We start from the raw sequence: 16,135 nt of genomic DNA, 5'->3' as shown, positions 1-16,135 counted from the left end.
GTCCATTTGACAAAGCACTAAGGAAAATTGAGTTCAACCGTGCTATGATGTGGCCTATATGTGCCGCCGGAGAATGAGGAAGGCCGGAGAGCGTCGATGAACAGCATTACGATTGCCCGCCCCAGCAGGGTGCAGCCGGTCGATCCGATCTGGCGGTCGATCCGCGACGAAGCGATGGAGGCGGTGAACCGCGATCCGTTGCTGGCGGCCTTCCTCTATTCGACGATCCTCAACCAGGAGAGCCTGGAAGAAGCGGTGATCCACCGGCTTGCCGAGCGCCTTGATCACCAGGATATCGGCTCTGATCTCATCCGCCAGACCTTCAAAGCCATGCTGGACGACGATCCTGACTGGAGCACGACGGTGCGCGTCGACATCCAGGCCTATTACGATCGCGACCCGGCCTGCGACCGTTTCATCATGCCGGTGCTCTATTTCAAAGGTTTTCACGCCATCCAGACGCATCGTCTGGCGCACTGGCTGTGGAACCATGGCCGCCGGGACTTCGCGCTCTACCTGCAGAGCAGGTCGTCGTCGGTGTTCCAGACCGATATCAACCCGGCCGCTCGCATCGGCAAGGGTATCTTTATCGATCACGCCACCGGGCTGGTCGTCGGCGAGACGGCGGTCATCGAGGATGACGTGTCGATCCTGCACGGCGTGACGCTGGGCGGCACCGGCAAGGCCAATGGCGACCGTCATCCGAAGATCCGCCGCGGCGTGCTGATCGGCGCCGGCGCCAAGATTCTCGGCAATATCGAGGTCGGTCATTGCTCGAAGATTGCCGCCGGTTCGGTGGTGCTGTCGCCCGTGCCGCACAACAAGACGGTCGCCGGCGTGCCGGCGCGGGTCGTGGGGGAAACCGGCTGCGACCAGCCCTCGCGACAGATGGACCAGCTCCTGCCGTCGCAGAGCATGGACCACGTGGTCAGCTTCGACATCTGAGACTGTCAGCCCGCCTAGTGACCGGAATCCGGCCACGGTTTTCAAGTGCCGGTTGTCACGTGTTATCCTGTCGGCTTGCCTTTACATCGCCATCGTCGGCGTGTCAGAAGCGCGTTCCCATGAATTAAGCCGACATTTCGGAGAAGTCTTTTGAAGCCTGATGAAATCAGAAAGCTGGACGCCTATTTCAAGCGCGTCTTCCAGAATCCCAAGCTGCAGGTGAAGGCGCGTCCGCGCAAGGAAGACTCGGCCGAAGTCTATGTCGGCGACGAATTCCTCGGCATCGTCTTCAAGGACGAGGACGACGGCGACTACAATTTCTCAATGGCGATCCTCGACATCGACCTCGCCTGACCCGGGGACAGCTCCGGCCGGCGCGCGACACCACCGCCCGGCCGGCTGCAACCCGTAGGCGAAGTACCGGCTAATCCTGGCAATGCCGCGGAATGTGCACGCGCCGCCAGCTGGTCGAACCTTCCCGCACCACCACCCTACGCGCTACCGTCCCGTAAGACGGCGGGATTTCCCGGATGCGGACTTGTTGCGGCCGCACCAGCACTTCGTGGGCAACCGCTTCATATTCCGCCGGCTGAACGACGCGCCGGACGCGCTCCGGCTGGACCACGACCGTCTCGGCGACGCGCGCATAGCGGGCCTTTCGCCATACCTTGCACAGCACCTTGCGGCCATGGATGACGCGCCATTCCCAGGCATAGCCGCCATCGTCGACCTTGACAGTGTGGTAGACCGTGCGTGTGACCGCCGGCGCGGTCTCGTAGGTGACGCGCGGCGGCGCGATCTGCTCCACGCCTTGATAGGTGCCGTAAATCGGCGCGTCGTAGTCGACCACCTGTCCGCCAGGGTTCAGCATCACGTCCTCGTAGAGGGTATCGTAAAGTGCCGGCCTGTGGATCGGCTCGTAGCATTCGAGCGCGCGGCCGCCTGCGGCGGTTTCACAGACGCTGGCAAGCATCGCGACTGCCGCCAGCGATGCGGAGCTTTTGCGGATCATGACATTCCCCCGTTGAAAAAGGATGTCTTCACAATGCAGGACTGTAACGGAAGCTCCGCGGGCGGACAGCGATTTCAAGGCTTTTCGTTAAGCGTCGTGGTTAAGGAATTGCTACCTTGCGAGCGCCTTACGGGGCCGGCCGGGACTGGGCCCGTCTCATTAGGCCAGAGCGCGCCGTGCTCCGCGGGCCTACCGCGCTTGATTCGGCTTAACCAGATGGCTAGGAGAGGCGGCCTTGCGCTAGGGTGAGCCGGCATCCTATTTAGGTCGTAACCAATCCAGAACGATTCCGCGCGATTGCTGATATATCAAGGTGCCGGAATCCATCTCCTACAAGGGTAGTCCATGAAGAACCCCGTTGAAACCTACATGAACCTCGTTCCGATGGTGGTCGAGCAGACCAACCGCGGCGAGCGTGCCTATGACATTTTCTCGCGCCTCTTGAAGGAACGCATCATCTTCATCACCGGGCCGGTCGAGGACGGGATGGCGACGCTGGTTTGTGCACAGCTTTTGTTTCTCGAGGCGGAGAACCCCAAGAAGGAAATCAACCTCTATATCAATTCGCCGGGCGGCGTCGTCACCTCGGGCATGGCGATCTACGACACTATGCAGTTCATCAAGCCGGCGGTGTCGACGCTCTGCATCGGCCAGGCTGCTTCGATGGGTTCGCTGCTTCTGACCGCCGGCCACAAGGACATGCGTTTTGCCACGCCGAACGCCCGGATCATGGTCCATCAGCCGTCCGGCGGCTTCCAGGGCCAAGCTTCGGACATCGAACGTCATGCGCAGGACATCATCAAGCTGAAGCGCCGCTTGAACGAGGTCTATGTCAAGCATACCGGCAAGAGCTATGACGAGATCGAGAAGACGCTCGACCGCGACCATTTCATGACCGCGGACGAGGCCAGGGACTTCGGCCTGATCGACAAGGTCATTTCCAGCCGCGAGGCGGTCGAGACAGCCACCGCTTCAGCCTGACCTCGACGGCAAATGGCAGCATAACGCGGTTTTGGCGCGTCTTGCGGCATTTCGGCCACATTTGGCTGTTCCCTCAGGCGTTGGGATTGCCTACGTTAAGGCTATGTTGATTTTCGACGGCTTAGCTTTGCGTGGGGTTGCTGCGAATCATTGCCGCGTTTTCTGATTTGTGTTTCGTACGGAATGCGCTGTGTGAGCCGGGACACTGGCGGTGGCGGATTCCCGCGATAGATTGGTGAAGACGTCACTCAAAGCCAGACGGTCGGCGGGCGTCGGTGAAAGGACAGAAAAATGAGCAAGGTCAGCAACGGCGGCGGTGATTCAAAGAACACCCTCTACTGCTCGTTTTGCGGCAAGAGCCAGCACGAGGTCCGCAAGCTGATCGCGGGGCCGACGGTCTTCATCTGCGACGAATGTGTCGAGCTGTGCATGGACATCATCCGCGAGGAGAACAAGACCTCGATGGTGAAGTCGCGCGAAGGCGTGCCGACACCGCAGGAAATCCTCAAGGTCCTCGACGACTACGTCATCGGCCAGCCCTATGCCAAGCGCGTGCTGTCGGTGGCGGTTCACAACCACTACAAGCGCCTGGCGCATGCCGGCAAGAACAACGACGTCGAGCTGGCCAAGTCCAATATCCTTCTGATCGGCCCGACCGGCTGCGGCAAGACGCTTCTCGCGCAGACGCTCGCCCGCATCATCGACGTGCCGTTCACCATGGCCGACGCCACGACGCTGACCGAGGCCGGCTACGTCGGCGAGGACGTCGAGAACATCATCCTGAAGCTGTTGCAGTCGGCCGACTACAATGTCGAGCGGGCGCAGCGCGGCATCGTCTATATCGACGAAATCGACAAAATCTCGCGCAAGTCGGATAATCCCTCGATCACCCGCGACGTGTCGGGCGAGGGCGTGCAGCAGGCGCTCCTGAAGATCATGGAAGGCACGGTCGCCTCCGTGCCGCCGCAGGGCGGCCGCAAGCATCCGCAGCAGGAATTCCTGCAGGTCGACACCGCCAACATCCTGTTCATCTGCGGCGGCGCCTTCGCGGGGCTGGACAAGATCATCTCGGATCGCGGCCGCAAGACCTCGATCGGCTTCGGCGCCACCGTGGCTTCGCCCGAGGATCGGCGCACCGGCGACCTGTTCCGCCAGGTCGAGCCGGAGGATCTCCTGAAATTCGGCCTGATCCCGGAATTCGTGGGCCGTCTGCCGGTCCTGGCGACGCTGGAAGACCTCGACGAGCCGGCGCTGATCCAGATCCTGACCGAACCGAAGAATGCGCTGGTCAAGCAATATCAGCGGCTGTTCGAGATGGAGAATGTCGACCTGACGTTCCACGAGAACGCGCTGTCGGCGATCGCCAAGCGCGCGATCGAGCGCAAGACAGGCGCGCGCGGCCTGCGCTCCATCATGGAAGCGATCCTGCTCGACACCATGTTCGAGCTGCCGGCGCTGGAAGGCGTGCGCGAGGTGGTGATTTCGGAAGAGGTGGTGTCCGGCAACGCCCGGCCGCTCTACATCTACTCCGAGCAGAAGGAAAAGAAGGGCAATGTCAGCGCCTGAAATGGCACTGCGCCCGATAATTTTCATGGAACGGCGCCCGCGTGGCGCCGTTTTGCTGTCAAGGGCGGGGAGGGCGAGCAGTGGAAGGGCTCGAACGACCGTGTTAACCCTTGATCTTTGCCTCGGTTACATCCACCTAACAGCAGAAGGCCGAGGCGCCGAATTCTGTGCTGTAAAATTCCCGTCACAAACGGTGGTAGGCGGAACGACGCTCGGTCGTTAATATGAGATTCGCGGTTGGCTAAAATAAGCGGCCGCGACATGAAAGGTTGGACAATGGCCAAGATATCCAAGGCTTCCGGCGACGGCGTTTTCGCAGTCCTCCCACTGCGCGATATCGTCGTGTTCCCGCATATGATCGTTCCGCTCTTCGTGGGGCGTGAAAAGTCGATCAAGGCGCTGGAAGAGGTGATGGGTCAGGAAAAACAGATCCTGCTTGCCACCCAGATGAATGCAGCCGACGACGATCCTGAGCCCGGTGCGATTTTCGACATCGGCACACTCGCCAATGTGCTGCAGCTTTTGAAGCTTCCCGACGGCACCGTGAAGGTGCTGGTCGAGGGCGCCTCGCGCGCCAAGATCGTCTCGTTCACCGACCGTGCCGATTTCCATGAGGCCCGCGCCACGGCGCTCGCCGAGCCGGAAGAGGAAGAGGTCGAAATCGAGGCGCTTGCCCGCTCGGTCGTCACCGACTTCGAGAATTACGTCAAGCTGAACAAGAAGATCTCGCCCGAAGTGGTGGGTGCCGCCAGCCAGATCGACGACTATTCCAAGCTCGCCGATACGGTTGCATCGCATCTCGCCATCAAGATCCCCGAGAAGCAGGAGATGCTTGCAACGCTTTCCGTCAAGGAGCGTCTGGAGAAGGCGATGGGCTTCATGGAAGCCGAAATCTCCGTGCTCCAGGTGGAAAAGCGCATCCGTTCGCGCGTCAAGCGCCAGATGGAGAAGACGCAGCGCGAGTACTACCTCAACGAGCAGATGAAGGCGATCCAGAAGGAGCTCGGCGAGGGCGAGGATGGCCGCGACGAGGCCGCCGAGATCGAGGCGCGCATCAAGAAGACCAAGCTCTCCAAGGAGGCCCGCGAAAAGGCGGAGGCCGAGTTGAAGAAGCTGCGCTCGATGTCGCCGATGTCGGCTGAATCGACGGTCGTGCGCAACTATCTCGATTGGCTCTTGTCGATCCCGTGGGGCAAGAACTCCAAGGTCAAGCAGGACCTCGGCTTTGCGCAGGACGTGCTCGATGCCGATCACTTCGGCCTCGACAAGGTCAAGGAACGCATCGTCGAGTATCTCGCCGTGCAGAGCCGCCAGAAGAAGCTGAAGGGGCCGATCCTGTGCCTCGTCGGCCCGCCCGGCGTCGGCAAGACCTCGCTTGGCAAGTCGATCGCCAAGGCCACCGGCCGCGAGTTCATCCGCATGGCGCTCGGCGGCGTGCGCGACGAGGCCGAGATCCGTGGCCACAGGCGGACCTATATCGGCTCGATGCCCGGCAAGGTCATCCAGTCGATGAAGAAGGCCAAGAAGTCCAACCCGCTCTTCCTGCTCGACGAGATCGACAAGATGGGCCAGGACTTCCGCGGCGATCCGTCGTCGGCCCTGTTGGAAGTGCTCGATCCGGAGCAGAACTCGACGTTCATGGATCATTACCTCGAGGTCGAATACGACCTGTCGAGCGTGATGTTCGTGACGACCGCGAACACGCTGAACATCCCTGCGCCCCTGATGGACCGCATGGAGATCATCCGTATCGCCGGTTACACCGAGGACGAGAAGATCGAGATCGCCAAGCGTCACCTGATGCCCAAGGTGATCCGCGACCATGCCCTGCAACCGAACGAATTCTCGGTCGGCGAGGACGCGATCCGCGGCATCATCCAGACCTACACGCGGGAAGCCGGTGTGCGCAGCCTGGAGCGCGAGCTGATGAAGCTCGGCCGTAAGGCGGTGACCGAGATCCTGCGGACGAAGAAGAAGACGGTGAAGATCACGGCGGACAACCTCGCCGATTATCTCGGCGTGCCGCGCTTCCGCTTCGGCCAGATCGAGGCCGACGATCAGGTCGGCGTGGTCACGGGTCTTGCCTGGACGGAAGTCGGCGGCGAGTTGCTGACGGTCGAAGGCGTCATGATGCCCGGCAAGGGCCGCATGACGGTGACCGGCAATTTGCGCGACGTGATGAAGGAATCGATCTCGGCGGCGGCGTCCTACGTCCGCTCGCGCGCCATCGATTTCGGCATCGAGCCGCCGCTGTTCGACAAGCGCGACATCCACGTGCATTTGCCGGAGGGTGCCACGCCGAAGGACGGCCCGTCTGCCGGTGCGGCCATGGCCACGGCCATCGTGTCGGTGCTGACGGGTATTCCGGTCCGCGCTGATGTGGCGATGACCGGCGAAATCACGCTGCGCGGCCGTATTCTGCCGATTGGCGGCCTGAAGGAGAAGCTGCTCGCGGCGCTGCGCGGCGGCATCAAGAAGGTGCTGATCCCGGAAGAGAACGTCAAGGATTTGGCGGAGATTCCGGACAATGTGAAGAACGGCATGGAGATCGTCCCGGTCTCGCGGGTCGGCGAGGTGCTCGCGCACGCGCTGGTCAGGATGCCTGAGCCGATCGAGTGGGTCGAACCGGTCAATGCGCCGGCTCCGGTCGACAGCGGCGACGATGCTGGAAAGTCGCTTGCTCATTAGCGGTTGCTAATATTGCAGCGCACAAAGAGAGAGCCGGGCTTTCAAGCCCGGCTTTTTTCGTGTGAAAAGCCATGAAAAAGTGGAAAAAAGCCCGGAATTCCGCGGTTTTCGGCTTGGGTTCCGGAGCGCTTCTTTCTAAAGTCCGTCTCCTGCCGGATGAGTCGTAGTTCCGGTTTTCTCATGGAAGGGAATTTTTATGAACAAGAACGAACTGGTGTCCGCCGTCGCCGACTCCGCAAGCATTTCGAAGGCTGATGCGCAGTCCGCTGTCGATGCGGTGTTCTCCGTGATCACTGGCGAACTGAAGAAGGGCGGCGATGTCCGGCTTGTCGGCTTCGGAAATTTCACCGTGTCAAAACGCGCTGCTTCGACCGGCCGCAACCCGCAGACCGGCGCGGAAGTGAAGATTCCGGCGCGTACCGTGCCGAAGTTCTCGGCCGGCAAGGGCCTCAAGGACGCGGTCAACTAAGACCTTTTTCTTTTAAGAACCGAAAAGCCGGGCAAGCCCGGCTTTTCTTTTTATGGCTGTTTGCAGGCCATTCAGGCCGTTGGCGCGTCGGCGCGCATCAGATCTTCCTGTTTCAAATCCGCCCACAGCGCCGCCGGTATCTTGGTGTCGAGCAGCGCGCGGTTGCTTTCAACTTCGGATGGCCGCTGGCCGCCAGGAATCACCGACACCACCGAAGGATGCTGCAGCGGGAACTGCAGCGCCGCCTCGATCAGGCGCACATTGTGGCGCTTGCAGACGGCTTCGATGCGCGCCACGCGATCCAGGATCTCCTTCGGCGCCTCGCTGTAATTGTAGAAGGCTCCGGGCTTCGGGCCGGTCGCCAGCACGCCGGAATTGTAGGGGCCGCCCAGCACGATGCCGATGCCGCGCTTTTGGCAAAGCGGCAGGAAGGTGGCAAGCGCCTCCTGCTCGAGCAGCGTGTAGCGGCCGGCGAGCAGGAACAGGTCGAAATCGCCGCGTTCGGCGAGGGTCTGTGCCACCTGCCACTCGTTGATGCCGCCGCCAAAGGCCTTGATGACGCCCTGGTCGCGCAGCGAAAGCAGCCCGTAATAGCCGGATGACATGAACTCCTCGATGCGGGCATCGGAGGCTTCCTTGCTGCCATGGGTAAAGATGTCGACGTCGTGGACGAAGAGGATGTCGATACGGTCGACCCCGAGGCGCTCCAGCGAGGCCTCGAAGGAGCGCATGACGCCATCATAGGAGTAGTCGTAGACTTCCCGGCGCGACGGCGTCTCGAAGAACTTGCCGATGCCGGTGCGCTGGTCCGGTGCAGAGACCCGCATGATGCGCCCGACCTTGCTCGACAGCACATAGTCGTCGCGCTTCCTGCCGCGCAGAAACGGGTTGAGGCGGGTTTCCGACAGGCCGAGGCCGTAAAGAGGTGCCGTATCAAAGTAGCGGCAGCCGGTCGCCCATGCCGCCTCTAACGTGGCATTGGCGTCCTCGTCGGAGATGGCGCGATAGAGATTGCCGAGCGGCGCGGTGCCGAAGCCGAGCTCGGTGAAGGTGATGCCGCCATTGCCGATGCGGTCGAAGTGCCGTGTCTTCATGTCTGACGATGTCCCGGAGTGATTTGTCTGACATGACACTATCACGCTCGTGGCCCAGCAAAAGTGCCGAGGCTCGTTGGACAGCGATTTTCGCGATGGTAGCATAAACAAAAACAAGCCTTTCGTGGTCGCGAGCCGCAAATCCGTAGAGGCAAGCGACGCCCCGGCAGGCAAGGTGAGCCGTCATGACCAAAGCCGCATCAGGGATGTTCGCGACCGCGCTGGACGAGCTTGGCGCGGTGCTGGCGCGCACGGACGAAGCTCGCATCGACGCCGCCTGCGAAATGCTTGCCGGCGCCGGCAGGATCGCTGTCTATGGCTGCGGCCGCGAGGCGCTGCAGGTCAAGGGCTTCGCCATGCGGCTCTACCATCTCGGCCTGCCGGTCTCGGTCGTCGGCGACATGACCACGCCGCCGCTCGGGCAGGGCGACGTCTTCCTGGCGAGCTCAGGTCCCGGCGAGACCGCCACGGTGCTGAGCTTGATGCGGGTTGCCCGCGAGGCCGGCGCGAAGGTGCTGCTCTTGACGGCAGAACCGGAAAGAAGCGCCGCCAAGCTCGCCGACTTCACGCTCGTCATCCCGGCGCAGACGATGGCCAGCGACCAGGGCGAGGCAAGAAGCTCGGTGCTGCCGATGGGCTCGCTGTTCGAAGGCGCGCTGTTTCTTCTGTTCGAAATCATGGTGCTGAAGCTCCAGGCGCTGACCAATGCGACGCCGGAAGCGATGCGCGCCAGGCACACCAACATGGAGTAAGGAGATGCGCTACGAACTTATGCTGCCGCACCAGATCCGCAAGGCGATCGAGGAGAACTGGCCGATGGTGCTGCCGCTCGGCGTGCTCGAATATCACGGCGAGCACATGGCGGTCGGCATGGACACGCTGGCGGTGATCAAGACGGTCGAACTGATCGAGAAGGAAAGGGACATCGTCATCCTGCCGCCCTTCTATTACGGCGCGGCAAGCTATGCGGTGGCGGCGCCGGAAGGCAGCGGCTCGGTGCAGGTCGGCGGCCCGGCGCTTTCGCCGTTCGCGGAGGAATTGTTCTACGGGCTGCTGCGCATCGGCTTCCGCAACATCCACGCCATCATCCACCACCAGACCGAGAATTTCGCGGCCGGCATGCCGACCGATCTCGCCTTCAAGACCGCCGGCCGGCAGGCAATCTTCCGCTTCCTGGAAAAGGAGCGCGGCGAGGGCTGGTGGGGTTCCAACACCATGGCCGATTACTATGCCGGCCATGCGCAGGGTGAGAATGTCTTCAACTGGGTGCAGGTGCACCCGCTGATGCCGGCCGCGATGAACGGCAAATATCCGTTCGACCATGCCGGCATCGGCGAAACCTCGCTGATGCTGGCGCTATGCCCGGAGGCGGTGGACGAGAAGCATTTGGCCGACAACACCGGCTGGTACACGAAAAGTGCCGCGGAAGCCTCGGCGGGCCTCGGTAAGATCGGGGTTGCGATGATCCTCGACCATTTGCGGTCGATTCTGGTGCGATAGGTGCGGTTCTTCCTTTTCTCCTTGTGGGAGAAGCTGGATCGGCGCGCAGCGCCGAGACGGATGAGGGTGTTCCAGCGGAGTGAGAGGTCGGCTTTCCCTGGAACACCCCTCATCCGGCCGCTTCGCGGCCACCTTCCCCCACAAGGGGGGAAGGGGAAGTAATCCTACTTCACTGAGCCGGCCGTCATGCCCATGATCAGATAGCGCTCGAGCGCGATGCCGATGATGGCCAGCGGCGCGATCGCGGCGGTGGCCAAGGCCGCCATCGACCACCAGTTGATGCCTTGCGAGCCGGTCTGGCTCGCCACCATGACGGGGATGGTCTTGGCGTCGGTCGATGTCAGCAGCGCGGCGAAGAAATACTCGTTCCAGCACAGCACCATCGCCAGGATGAAGGCGGCGACCATGCCGGGCAACGCGATCGGCATGACGATGCGGAAAAAGGCGCCCCAGATCGACAGCCCGTCGACAAGGGCTGCCTCCTCCAATTCAACGGGTATCGAGTTGAACTGGTCGCGCATGATCCAGATGACGATCGGCAGAACCATCAGCGTGTAGAGGAGCACGAGCCCGATGCGCGTATCAAGGAGGGCCACTTCGCGGTAGAGCACCAGGAAGGGGAGCGCCAGAACGACCGGCGGCAGGATCAACTGCGACAGGAAGAAGAAGGAGATGTCCTCGTTCTTGAACCAGGCGAACTTGTAGCGGTAGCGGACAAGGCCATAGGCGGCGAGGCTGCCGATGATGATGGCGAGGCTCGATGCGCCGACCGAGGTGATGACCGAGTTCATGAAGCGTTTGAGGAATTCGTCGCGCACGGTCGAGGTCTGGGAGATCGAATCCGGCGACAGGCCGAGCGAGCGCCAGCCCTTCCAGTCAGGCGTGAAGTCGACGAAGGGAATGAGATGGCCTTGGGTGACGTCGACCGCCGATTTGAACGAGGTGGTGATCGTCCAATAGATCGGGAACAGGCAGACGAAAGCCCAGAAGGCAAGCGCGCCATAGATGAAGACGCGGCTGGCGATGAAGGCCGCCGGCGAGCGGATATCGGAAACGGTGTAGTCGGTGGTCTGGACGCTCATGATGCCGCTCAGTTGACGTTGCGCACGAAGCGACTGGCGAATTTCAGCAGCCAGGTCACGAACACGACGATGATGACCAGATAGGCCATGGCCAGCATGGTGCCGTAGCCGACATTCGAGCGGTCGCGGTACTCGCGATAGATGAAACTCGACACGGAATCGGTGGCGCCGCCAGGGCCGCCGGAGGTCAGGGTGATGATGATGTCGGCAAGCTTCAGCTTGAAGATGATGCGCAGGATCACGGCTGTCACCGATACCGGCAGCATCAGCGGAAAGGTCACCTGCCAGAATGTCTGCCATGCGGTCGCGCCATCGACGCGGGCGGCTTCCAGCACCTCGCGCGACATGGCCTGCAGGCCGGCCAGCAGCATGATCATCATGAACGGGATGAAGGTCCAGGCGTCGAGCATCATGATCGAGATGCGGGCAGTGATCGGATCGGAGAAGAAGGCGGGATTGTCCCAGCCAAGATGACGCGCCAGCGTCGCCGCCGGGCCAAACCGGTACTCCATCAGCGACTTGCCGACCATCCAGGATACCGCGACCGGCGACAGCATCAGCGGCAGCAGGAAGACGACGCGGAAGAATTTGCGGGCGCGGATCTGCGCATTGAGCAGGAGCGCCAGGCCGAAGGCGATGACATATTCGACCAGCACCGCAAGCACATAGAGCACCATGTTCAACAGCGCGTTGTGGTAATAGGGGTCGGCCAGCATCTGCCAGAAATTGTCGAGGCCATTGAACCTGCGTCCGCTGAAAGAGCTGAGATTCCAGTCGGTCAGCGCGATGTAGAAGCCGAACAGCGTCGGGAAGATCACCATGGCGATGGTGAAGAGCAGGGCCGGCAAAAGGAACAGCGCGCGCTGCCCGTCCTCGCCGCGCGTCAGCACCTGCCAGGCGCCAAGCGCTGCGCCCCACAAGATGTAGGCGTAGACCACAGGGCGCCATGTGTCGAAACCGACCGTGGACATCTCGGTCTTGTAGAGGATCTGCACGACGATGATCGCCAGCAGGCCAAGGGTTGCAATGGCCAGCAGGCCCCAGCCGAGGCGCTTGCGGCCTGCCGGGATCAGGTCGGCCGGATGTGCCGGCCACGCATTCACGGTCGAAGTCTGCTCAGCCACGCCTCTCGCCTTCTAGAGCGCTTCACCGCTTCACGGAAACGGCGAACCGCTCTATCTCTGTTTTTACGCAATTCCGGAAAACCGCTCACACTTTTCCTGAAACTGCTCTAACGCATCAAACCGGCCGAGCCGGTAAAAATGCGGCCCGGTGACAATGTGCCACCGGGCCGCGACGTCTCATAAGCCAGCCTACATGCCGAGCGAGGCTTTGTAGAGCTTGATCTGGTTCTCGCGGCCGATCTGGTCGGTCAGCTTTTCCCAGGCCGCGGCGATGGCGTCGGCGCCTTCCTGCGCCTTCATCTTGCCTGCAAAGGTGTTGGCCAGGATGTCCTCGGCGGCAGAATAGTACTGGAAGATGCCGGGGATGCGCGGCTCGATCGCAGCGTTCGGGTGGTTGTAGGAATCGCCTTCCGATTTCAGGTAGGAGGTGATGAAGGCCTCGTCATAGCCGGCGGCCACCCATTCGGGAACGTTGAAATGGGAGTTGCGGTAGGGCTGGAAGCCCGACGGATACATCGCCGTCCAGATCGACAGGTCCTTGCCGCCGAGATGGGCGGCGGCCGACCATGCGGCCTTCTTCTTCTTCTCGTCGGAATCGACGCGGGCCATGACATAGACGCCCCAGCCGAGATAGGCGCAGTTCGGCGCATAGTTCGGCCCGCTGGCGAGCTTTTCCCACTTGCCGGTCTTGGAATTGTAGACGTCGTCGGAGCCAGGCAGGATCGAGAAGCCGGTGACATCGCCGATGACCGACGAGTCATTGGTCTTCACATTCGAGCCGACGTCGCCCCACCACGGGATCATCGAGCCGGTGCCGGCCAGGAACTGCTGGAAGGCAGTGGTGTTCGGATCGGCATTGATCTGGTCGGCGGGTTCGGACGGCAGGGCGTCGATGACGTCCTGGATGGCGCGCACCCAGGCCGGGTTGTTGATGCGCGGCTTCATCGTGTCGGCATCGAACAGCCAGGCCTTGTCGTCGGGGTGCTTGGCGTAAGCTGTGGCGCGGCTGCCGAGGAAATAGAAGCCGAAGCCGCCCCAGGGCTTGGGCGCGTCCAGATAGCCATAGATGTCCTGGCCCTTGAACTGCTTGCCCTTGAGGAACTTGGTGACGGCCTGCACTTCCTGCCAGGTCTTCGGCACGCCCCATTCGGTCGTGGCGCCGCTTTCCTTCCAGGCTTTGGCGAGATCGGCATCCGCGAACACGTCGGTGCGGTAGTTGAAATTGTGCGCGTCGCCGTCGATCGTCACGCGATACTGCTTGCCGTCCCAGGTGCCGACCGGCGGCTTCAGGTAGTTGACGAGGTCGTCGAAATCGATCTGCTTCTTGACCCAATCGGGCATCTCGGAGGTAAGGCCCTTGCCGCAGACATCGCCTTCGAAAGGCGCGCCCATCTCGATGATGTCGAAATCGACGGTCTTGGTTGCGATAGACTGCTGTAGGCGGGCGTTGTAGTCGGCCTGAGCAAGGTCGATCCAGCTGATCTTGGCGCCCGTATAGGCCTCCCACGGCTTCAGGAAGCCGCGGAACAGCACGTTGTGGAGGTTCTGGTTGTTGAGGCCCATGAAGGTGAGCTCGACACCGGCAAACTCGCCTTCCTTGACATTGGCCTTGGTCGCTTCGAGGCAGAGCTCGCCGACCTTCTGGAAGTCGGCATCCGTCGGCTGGCCTTTGCCGACGCCCGGGATCTGCAGGATTTTCGCGCGCAGACTGTCGTCGGCGGCCGCAGGCTTCGTCAGTGCTCCGAGCCCGGCGCCGGAGGCGGCGGCGATTGCGGCCATGCTGGCCGCACCCTTCAGCACATCGCGGCGGCTGGCGCCGGCGCGCATCAGTTTTTCATACAGATCGACTCTCATCTACAGGTTCCTCCCAGAACAACAATGCTTGAATTGAAGTGCCAATCTCTCAGACGTCGAAACGCCTCTCGGTTCTCCTCGATCATACCGGACGTGGGACCCCACCCTGCGTCGCCGGATCTCCGATTTCAGGATAACAGGCCTACTCTCGGATTGGCACTCGCCACTATTCGCGTAATCGATTACCTTGTCAACAAGATTGGCTTTTTATCTATAAGATACCGACTTGCCGTTGCCGTTCGCAATGGCTAGCTTCACCGCAAACGATAAAGGGGAGACGATGGCTCAAGTCGCGATCAGCAGTGTGGCCAAGGCGTTCGGAACCGTCAAGGTCCTGCATGAGGTCAGCGTCGATATTGCCGACGGACAGTTCGTCGTGCTGGTCGGCCCGTCGGGATGCGGCAAGTCCACGCTGCTCAGGATGGTGGCCGGGCTTGAGACGGTTTCCGGCGGCACGATCTCGATCGGCGACCGGGTCGTCAACAACCTGCCGCCGGCGAAGCGCGACATCGCCATGGTATTTCAGAACTATGCGCTCTATCCGCACAAGACGGTGGAGCAGAACATGGCCTTTGCGCTGAAGCTGCGCGGCACCGATCCGGCCGTCGTCGCCGAACGGGTCAAGCGCGCCGCCGACATCCTCGACCTTGCGCCTTATCTCAAGCGCTACCCGCGCCAGCTTTCGGGCGGCCAGCGCCAGCGCGTCGCCATGGGCCGCGCCATCGTGCGCAACCCGCAGGTGTTCCTGTTCGACGAGCCGCTTTCCAACCTCGACGCCAAGCTGCGCGTGCAGATGCGCACCGAGATCAAGGAGCTGCACCAGCGGCTGAAGACCACAACCATCTACGTCACCCACGACCAGATCGAGGCCATGACCATGGCCGACAAGATCGTGGTGATGCGCGACGGCCGCATCGAGCAGGTCGGCGCGCCGCTGGAGCTGTTCGACCGGCCGGCCAATCTGTTCGTCGCCGGCTTCATCGGCTCGCCGGCGATGAACCTGCTCAAGGGCACCGTTAAAAAGGGCGGGAAGCCCGTGGTCGACATTGCAGGCTCGGCGTTTCCGATGCCGACCAATATCGCCGCGGCGGACGGCCAGGCCGTCATTTATGGCGTGCGCCCCGAGCACCTGGAAATCCATCCCGACGGCGTAGCATCCACGATTTCGGTGGTCGAACCGACAGGCTCGGAGACGCTGGTGTTCGTACGGTTCGGCGAGGGCGAGATGGTGGCGCTATTCCGCGAGCGACACGACTTCAAGCCCGGTGACACGCTCAAGCTCAAGCCGCGTCTCGACCAGGTCCACCTCTTCGACGCCGCAACCGGCAAGCGTCTCTAACCGCACACAACCCTTCAAGAGGAAATCATGCTCAAAGGGATCAACCCGCTGCTCAATGCCGATGTGCTCCAGGCGCTGCGGGCGATGGGCCATGGCGACGACCTGATCATCGCCGACACCAATTTCCCGTCCGATTCCGTGGCCAGGCAGACGGTGCTCGGCAAGCTCCTGCGCATCGACGCGACGGCGGCGGAGGTGGTGAAGGCGGTGCTGTCGCTCTATCCGCTGGATACTTTCGTCGACGATGCGGCAGCGCGCATGGAGATCGTCGGCAAACCAAACGAAATCCCGCCGGTGCAGAGGGAGGTGCAGAAGGAGATCGACGCCGCCGAGGGCAAGCCCTGGCCGATGATCTCGATCGAGCGCTACGCCTTCTACGAGCGCTCCAAGAAAGCCTATTGCGTGATCCAGACCGGCGAGCGCCGCTTCTATGGCTGCTTTGCCTTCCGCAAGGGCGTCGTGCCGCCGGATGCGGAGTAAG

General features: G+C 61.9%; 15 protein-coding genes. 10 read left to right on the top strand and 5 right to left on the bottom strand.

The features are described from left to right. The first annotated feature begins 96 nt into the window (after positions 1-96). Both cysE and LB515_RS02665 read left to right on the top strand, forming a co-directional pair. Complete coding sequence (gene cysE / locus LB515_RS02670) at positions 97-945, top strand: serine O-acetyltransferase (RefSeq protein ID WP_095765150.1); 849 nt, start codon at positions 97-99, stop codon at positions 943-945. A 150-nt stretch (positions 946-1,095) separates the two neighbouring features. Further along, positions 1,096-1,299 carry a DUF3126 family protein gene (locus LB515_RS02665; protein WP_027166457.1) on the top strand — a complete coding sequence of 68 codons (204 nt, stop codon included), beginning with the start codon at positions 1,096-1,098 and terminating at the stop codon, positions 1,297-1,299. A 70-nt stretch (positions 1,300-1,369) separates the two neighbouring features. On the opposite strand, the gene LB515_RS02660 is transcribed toward LB515_RS02665, so the two are convergent. Further along, a complete protein-coding gene (locus LB515_RS02660; protein ID WP_140840249.1) occupies positions 1,370-1,957 on the bottom strand; it encodes a hypothetical protein in 588 nt (195 codons plus the stop codon). Between the two features lie 345 nt (positions 1,958-2,302). On the opposite strand from LB515_RS02660, the gene LB515_RS02655 reads away from it, so the two are divergent. The 4 genes from LB515_RS02655 (at position 2,303) to hupB (ending at position 7,661) form a co-directional block, all read left to right on the top strand. Continuing rightward, entirely contained in the window at positions 2,303-2,938 is a 636-nt protein-coding gene (locus LB515_RS02655) for an ATP-dependent Clp protease proteolytic subunit (protein ID WP_095765152.1), read from the top strand. Between the two features lie 291 nt (positions 2,939-3,229). Next, positions 3,230-4,504, top strand: a complete 1,275-nt coding sequence (clpX, locus tag LB515_RS02650) for an ATP-dependent Clp protease ATP-binding subunit ClpX (RefSeq protein ID WP_040981372.1) — start codon at positions 3,230-3,232, stop codon at positions 4,502-4,504. A 276-nt stretch (positions 4,505-4,780) separates the two neighbouring features. After that, entirely contained in the window at positions 4,781-7,192 is a 2,412-nt protein-coding gene (gene lon, locus LB515_RS02645; RefSeq protein ID WP_224602605.1) for an endopeptidase La, read from the top strand. Between the two features lie 196 nt (positions 7,193-7,388). After that, a complete protein-coding gene (gene hupB / locus LB515_RS02640; protein WP_027166452.1) occupies positions 7,389-7,661 on the top strand; it encodes a DNA-binding protein HupB in 273 nt (90 codons plus the stop codon). Positions 7,662-7,732: 71 nt separating this feature from the next. On the opposite strand, the gene LB515_RS02635 is transcribed toward hupB, so the two are convergent. Then, positions 7,733-8,755 (bottom strand): aldo/keto reductase, encoded by a 1,023-nt coding sequence (locus LB515_RS02635; protein ID WP_224706668.1) that lies wholly within the window; start codon positions 8,753-8,755, stop codon positions 7,733-7,735. 185 nt (positions 8,756-8,940) lie between these two features. On the opposite strand from LB515_RS02635, the gene hxlB reads away from it, so the two are divergent. After that, complete coding sequence (hxlB, locus tag LB515_RS02630) at positions 8,941-9,507, top strand: 6-phospho-3-hexuloisomerase (RefSeq protein ID WP_224706667.1); 567 nt, start codon at positions 8,941-8,943, stop codon at positions 9,505-9,507. 4 nt (positions 9,508-9,511) lie between these two features. After that, the gene (locus LB515_RS02625; RefSeq protein ID WP_224706666.1) at positions 9,512-10,255 is read left to right on the top strand and encodes a creatininase family protein; all 744 of its coding nucleotides are present in this window, start codon (positions 9,512-9,514) and stop codon (positions 10,253-10,255) included. A gap of 164 nt (positions 10,256-10,419) precedes the next feature. Here LB515_RS02625 and LB515_RS02620 read toward each other — a convergent pair whose 3' ends face one another. From LB515_RS02620 to LB515_RS02610, 3 genes are all read right to left on the bottom strand, one after another. Further along, positions 10,420-11,337 (bottom strand): carbohydrate ABC transporter permease, encoded by a 918-nt coding sequence (locus LB515_RS02620; RefSeq protein ID WP_224706665.1) that lies wholly within the window; start codon positions 11,335-11,337, stop codon positions 10,420-10,422. A gap of 8 nt (positions 11,338-11,345) precedes the next feature. Continuing rightward, positions 11,346-12,461, bottom strand: a complete 1,116-nt coding sequence (locus LB515_RS02615; protein ID WP_224706664.1) for a carbohydrate ABC transporter permease — start codon at positions 12,459-12,461, stop codon at positions 11,346-11,348. Positions 12,462-12,650: 189 nt separating this feature from the next. Continuing rightward, on the bottom strand, positions 12,651-14,315 hold the full coding sequence (locus tag LB515_RS02610) for an ABC transporter substrate-binding protein (RefSeq protein WP_095765158.1): 1,665 nt from the start codon (positions 14,313-14,315) through the stop codon (positions 12,651-12,653). A 280-nt stretch (positions 14,316-14,595) separates the two neighbouring features. On the opposite strand from LB515_RS02610, the gene LB515_RS02605 reads away from it, so the two are divergent. Both LB515_RS02605 and LB515_RS02600 read left to right on the top strand, forming a co-directional pair. Beyond that, positions 14,596-15,654: an ABC transporter ATP-binding protein gene (locus tag LB515_RS02605; protein ID WP_140840238.1), complete on the top strand. Its 1,059-nt coding sequence runs from the start codon at positions 14,596-14,598 to the stop codon at positions 15,652-15,654. 27 nt (positions 15,655-15,681) lie between these two features. Then, the gene (locus tag LB515_RS02600) at positions 15,682-16,134 is read left to right on the top strand and encodes an RbsD/FucU family protein (protein ID WP_140627511.1); all 453 of its coding nucleotides are present in this window, start codon (positions 15,682-15,684) and stop codon (positions 16,132-16,134) included. The last annotated feature ends 1 nt before the right edge of the window (position 16,135 follow it).

Origin of the sequence: Mesorhizobium sp. CA15 (assembly GCF_020165215.1) — a bacterium.
GTDB lineage: Bacteria > Pseudomonadota > Alphaproteobacteria > Rhizobiales > Rhizobiaceae > Mesorhizobium.
Note: the sequence above shows the minus strand (reverse complement) of the source record. Positions and strands in the feature narration are given on the sequence as shown.

Coding starts and splice junctions, on each gene's coding strand:
- cysE (WP_095765150.1), top strand. CDS start 97: ATGAACAGCATTACGATTGCCCGCCCCAGCAGGGTGCAGCCGGTCGAT.
- LB515_RS02660 (WP_140840249.1), bottom strand. CDS start 1,957: ATGATCCGCAAAAGCTCCGCATCGCTGGCGGCAGTCGCGATGCTTGCC.
- LB515_RS02655 (WP_095765152.1), top strand. CDS start 2,303: ATGAAGAACCCCGTTGAAACCTACATGAACCTCGTTCCGATGGTGGTC.
- clpX (WP_040981372.1), top strand. CDS start 3,230: ATGAGCAAGGTCAGCAACGGCGGCGGTGATTCAAAGAACACCCTCTAC.
- lon (WP_224602605.1), top strand. CDS start 4,781: ATGGCCAAGATATCCAAGGCTTCCGGCGACGGCGTTTTCGCAGTCCTC.
- hupB (WP_027166452.1), top strand. CDS start 7,389: ATGAACAAGAACGAACTGGTGTCCGCCGTCGCCGACTCCGCAAGCATT.
- LB515_RS02635 (WP_224706668.1), bottom strand. CDS start 8,755: ATGAAGACACGGCACTTCGACCGCATCGGCAATGGCGGCATCACCTTC.
- hxlB (WP_224706667.1), top strand. CDS start 8,941: ATGACCAAAGCCGCATCAGGGATGTTCGCGACCGCGCTGGACGAGCTT.
- LB515_RS02625 (WP_224706666.1), top strand. CDS start 9,512: ATGCGCTACGAACTTATGCTGCCGCACCAGATCCGCAAGGCGATCGAG.
- LB515_RS02620 (WP_224706665.1), bottom strand. CDS start 11,337: ATGAGCGTCCAGACCACCGACTACACCGTTTCCGATATCCGCTCGCCG.
- LB515_RS02610 (WP_095765158.1), bottom strand. CDS start 14,315: ATGAGAGTCGATCTGTATGAAAAACTGATGCGCGCCGGCGCCAGCCGC.
- LB515_RS02605 (WP_140840238.1), top strand. CDS start 14,596: ATGGCTCAAGTCGCGATCAGCAGTGTGGCCAAGGCGTTCGGAACCGTC.
- LB515_RS02600 (WP_140627511.1), top strand. CDS start 15,682: ATGCTCAAAGGGATCAACCCGCTGCTCAATGCCGATGTGCTCCAGGCG.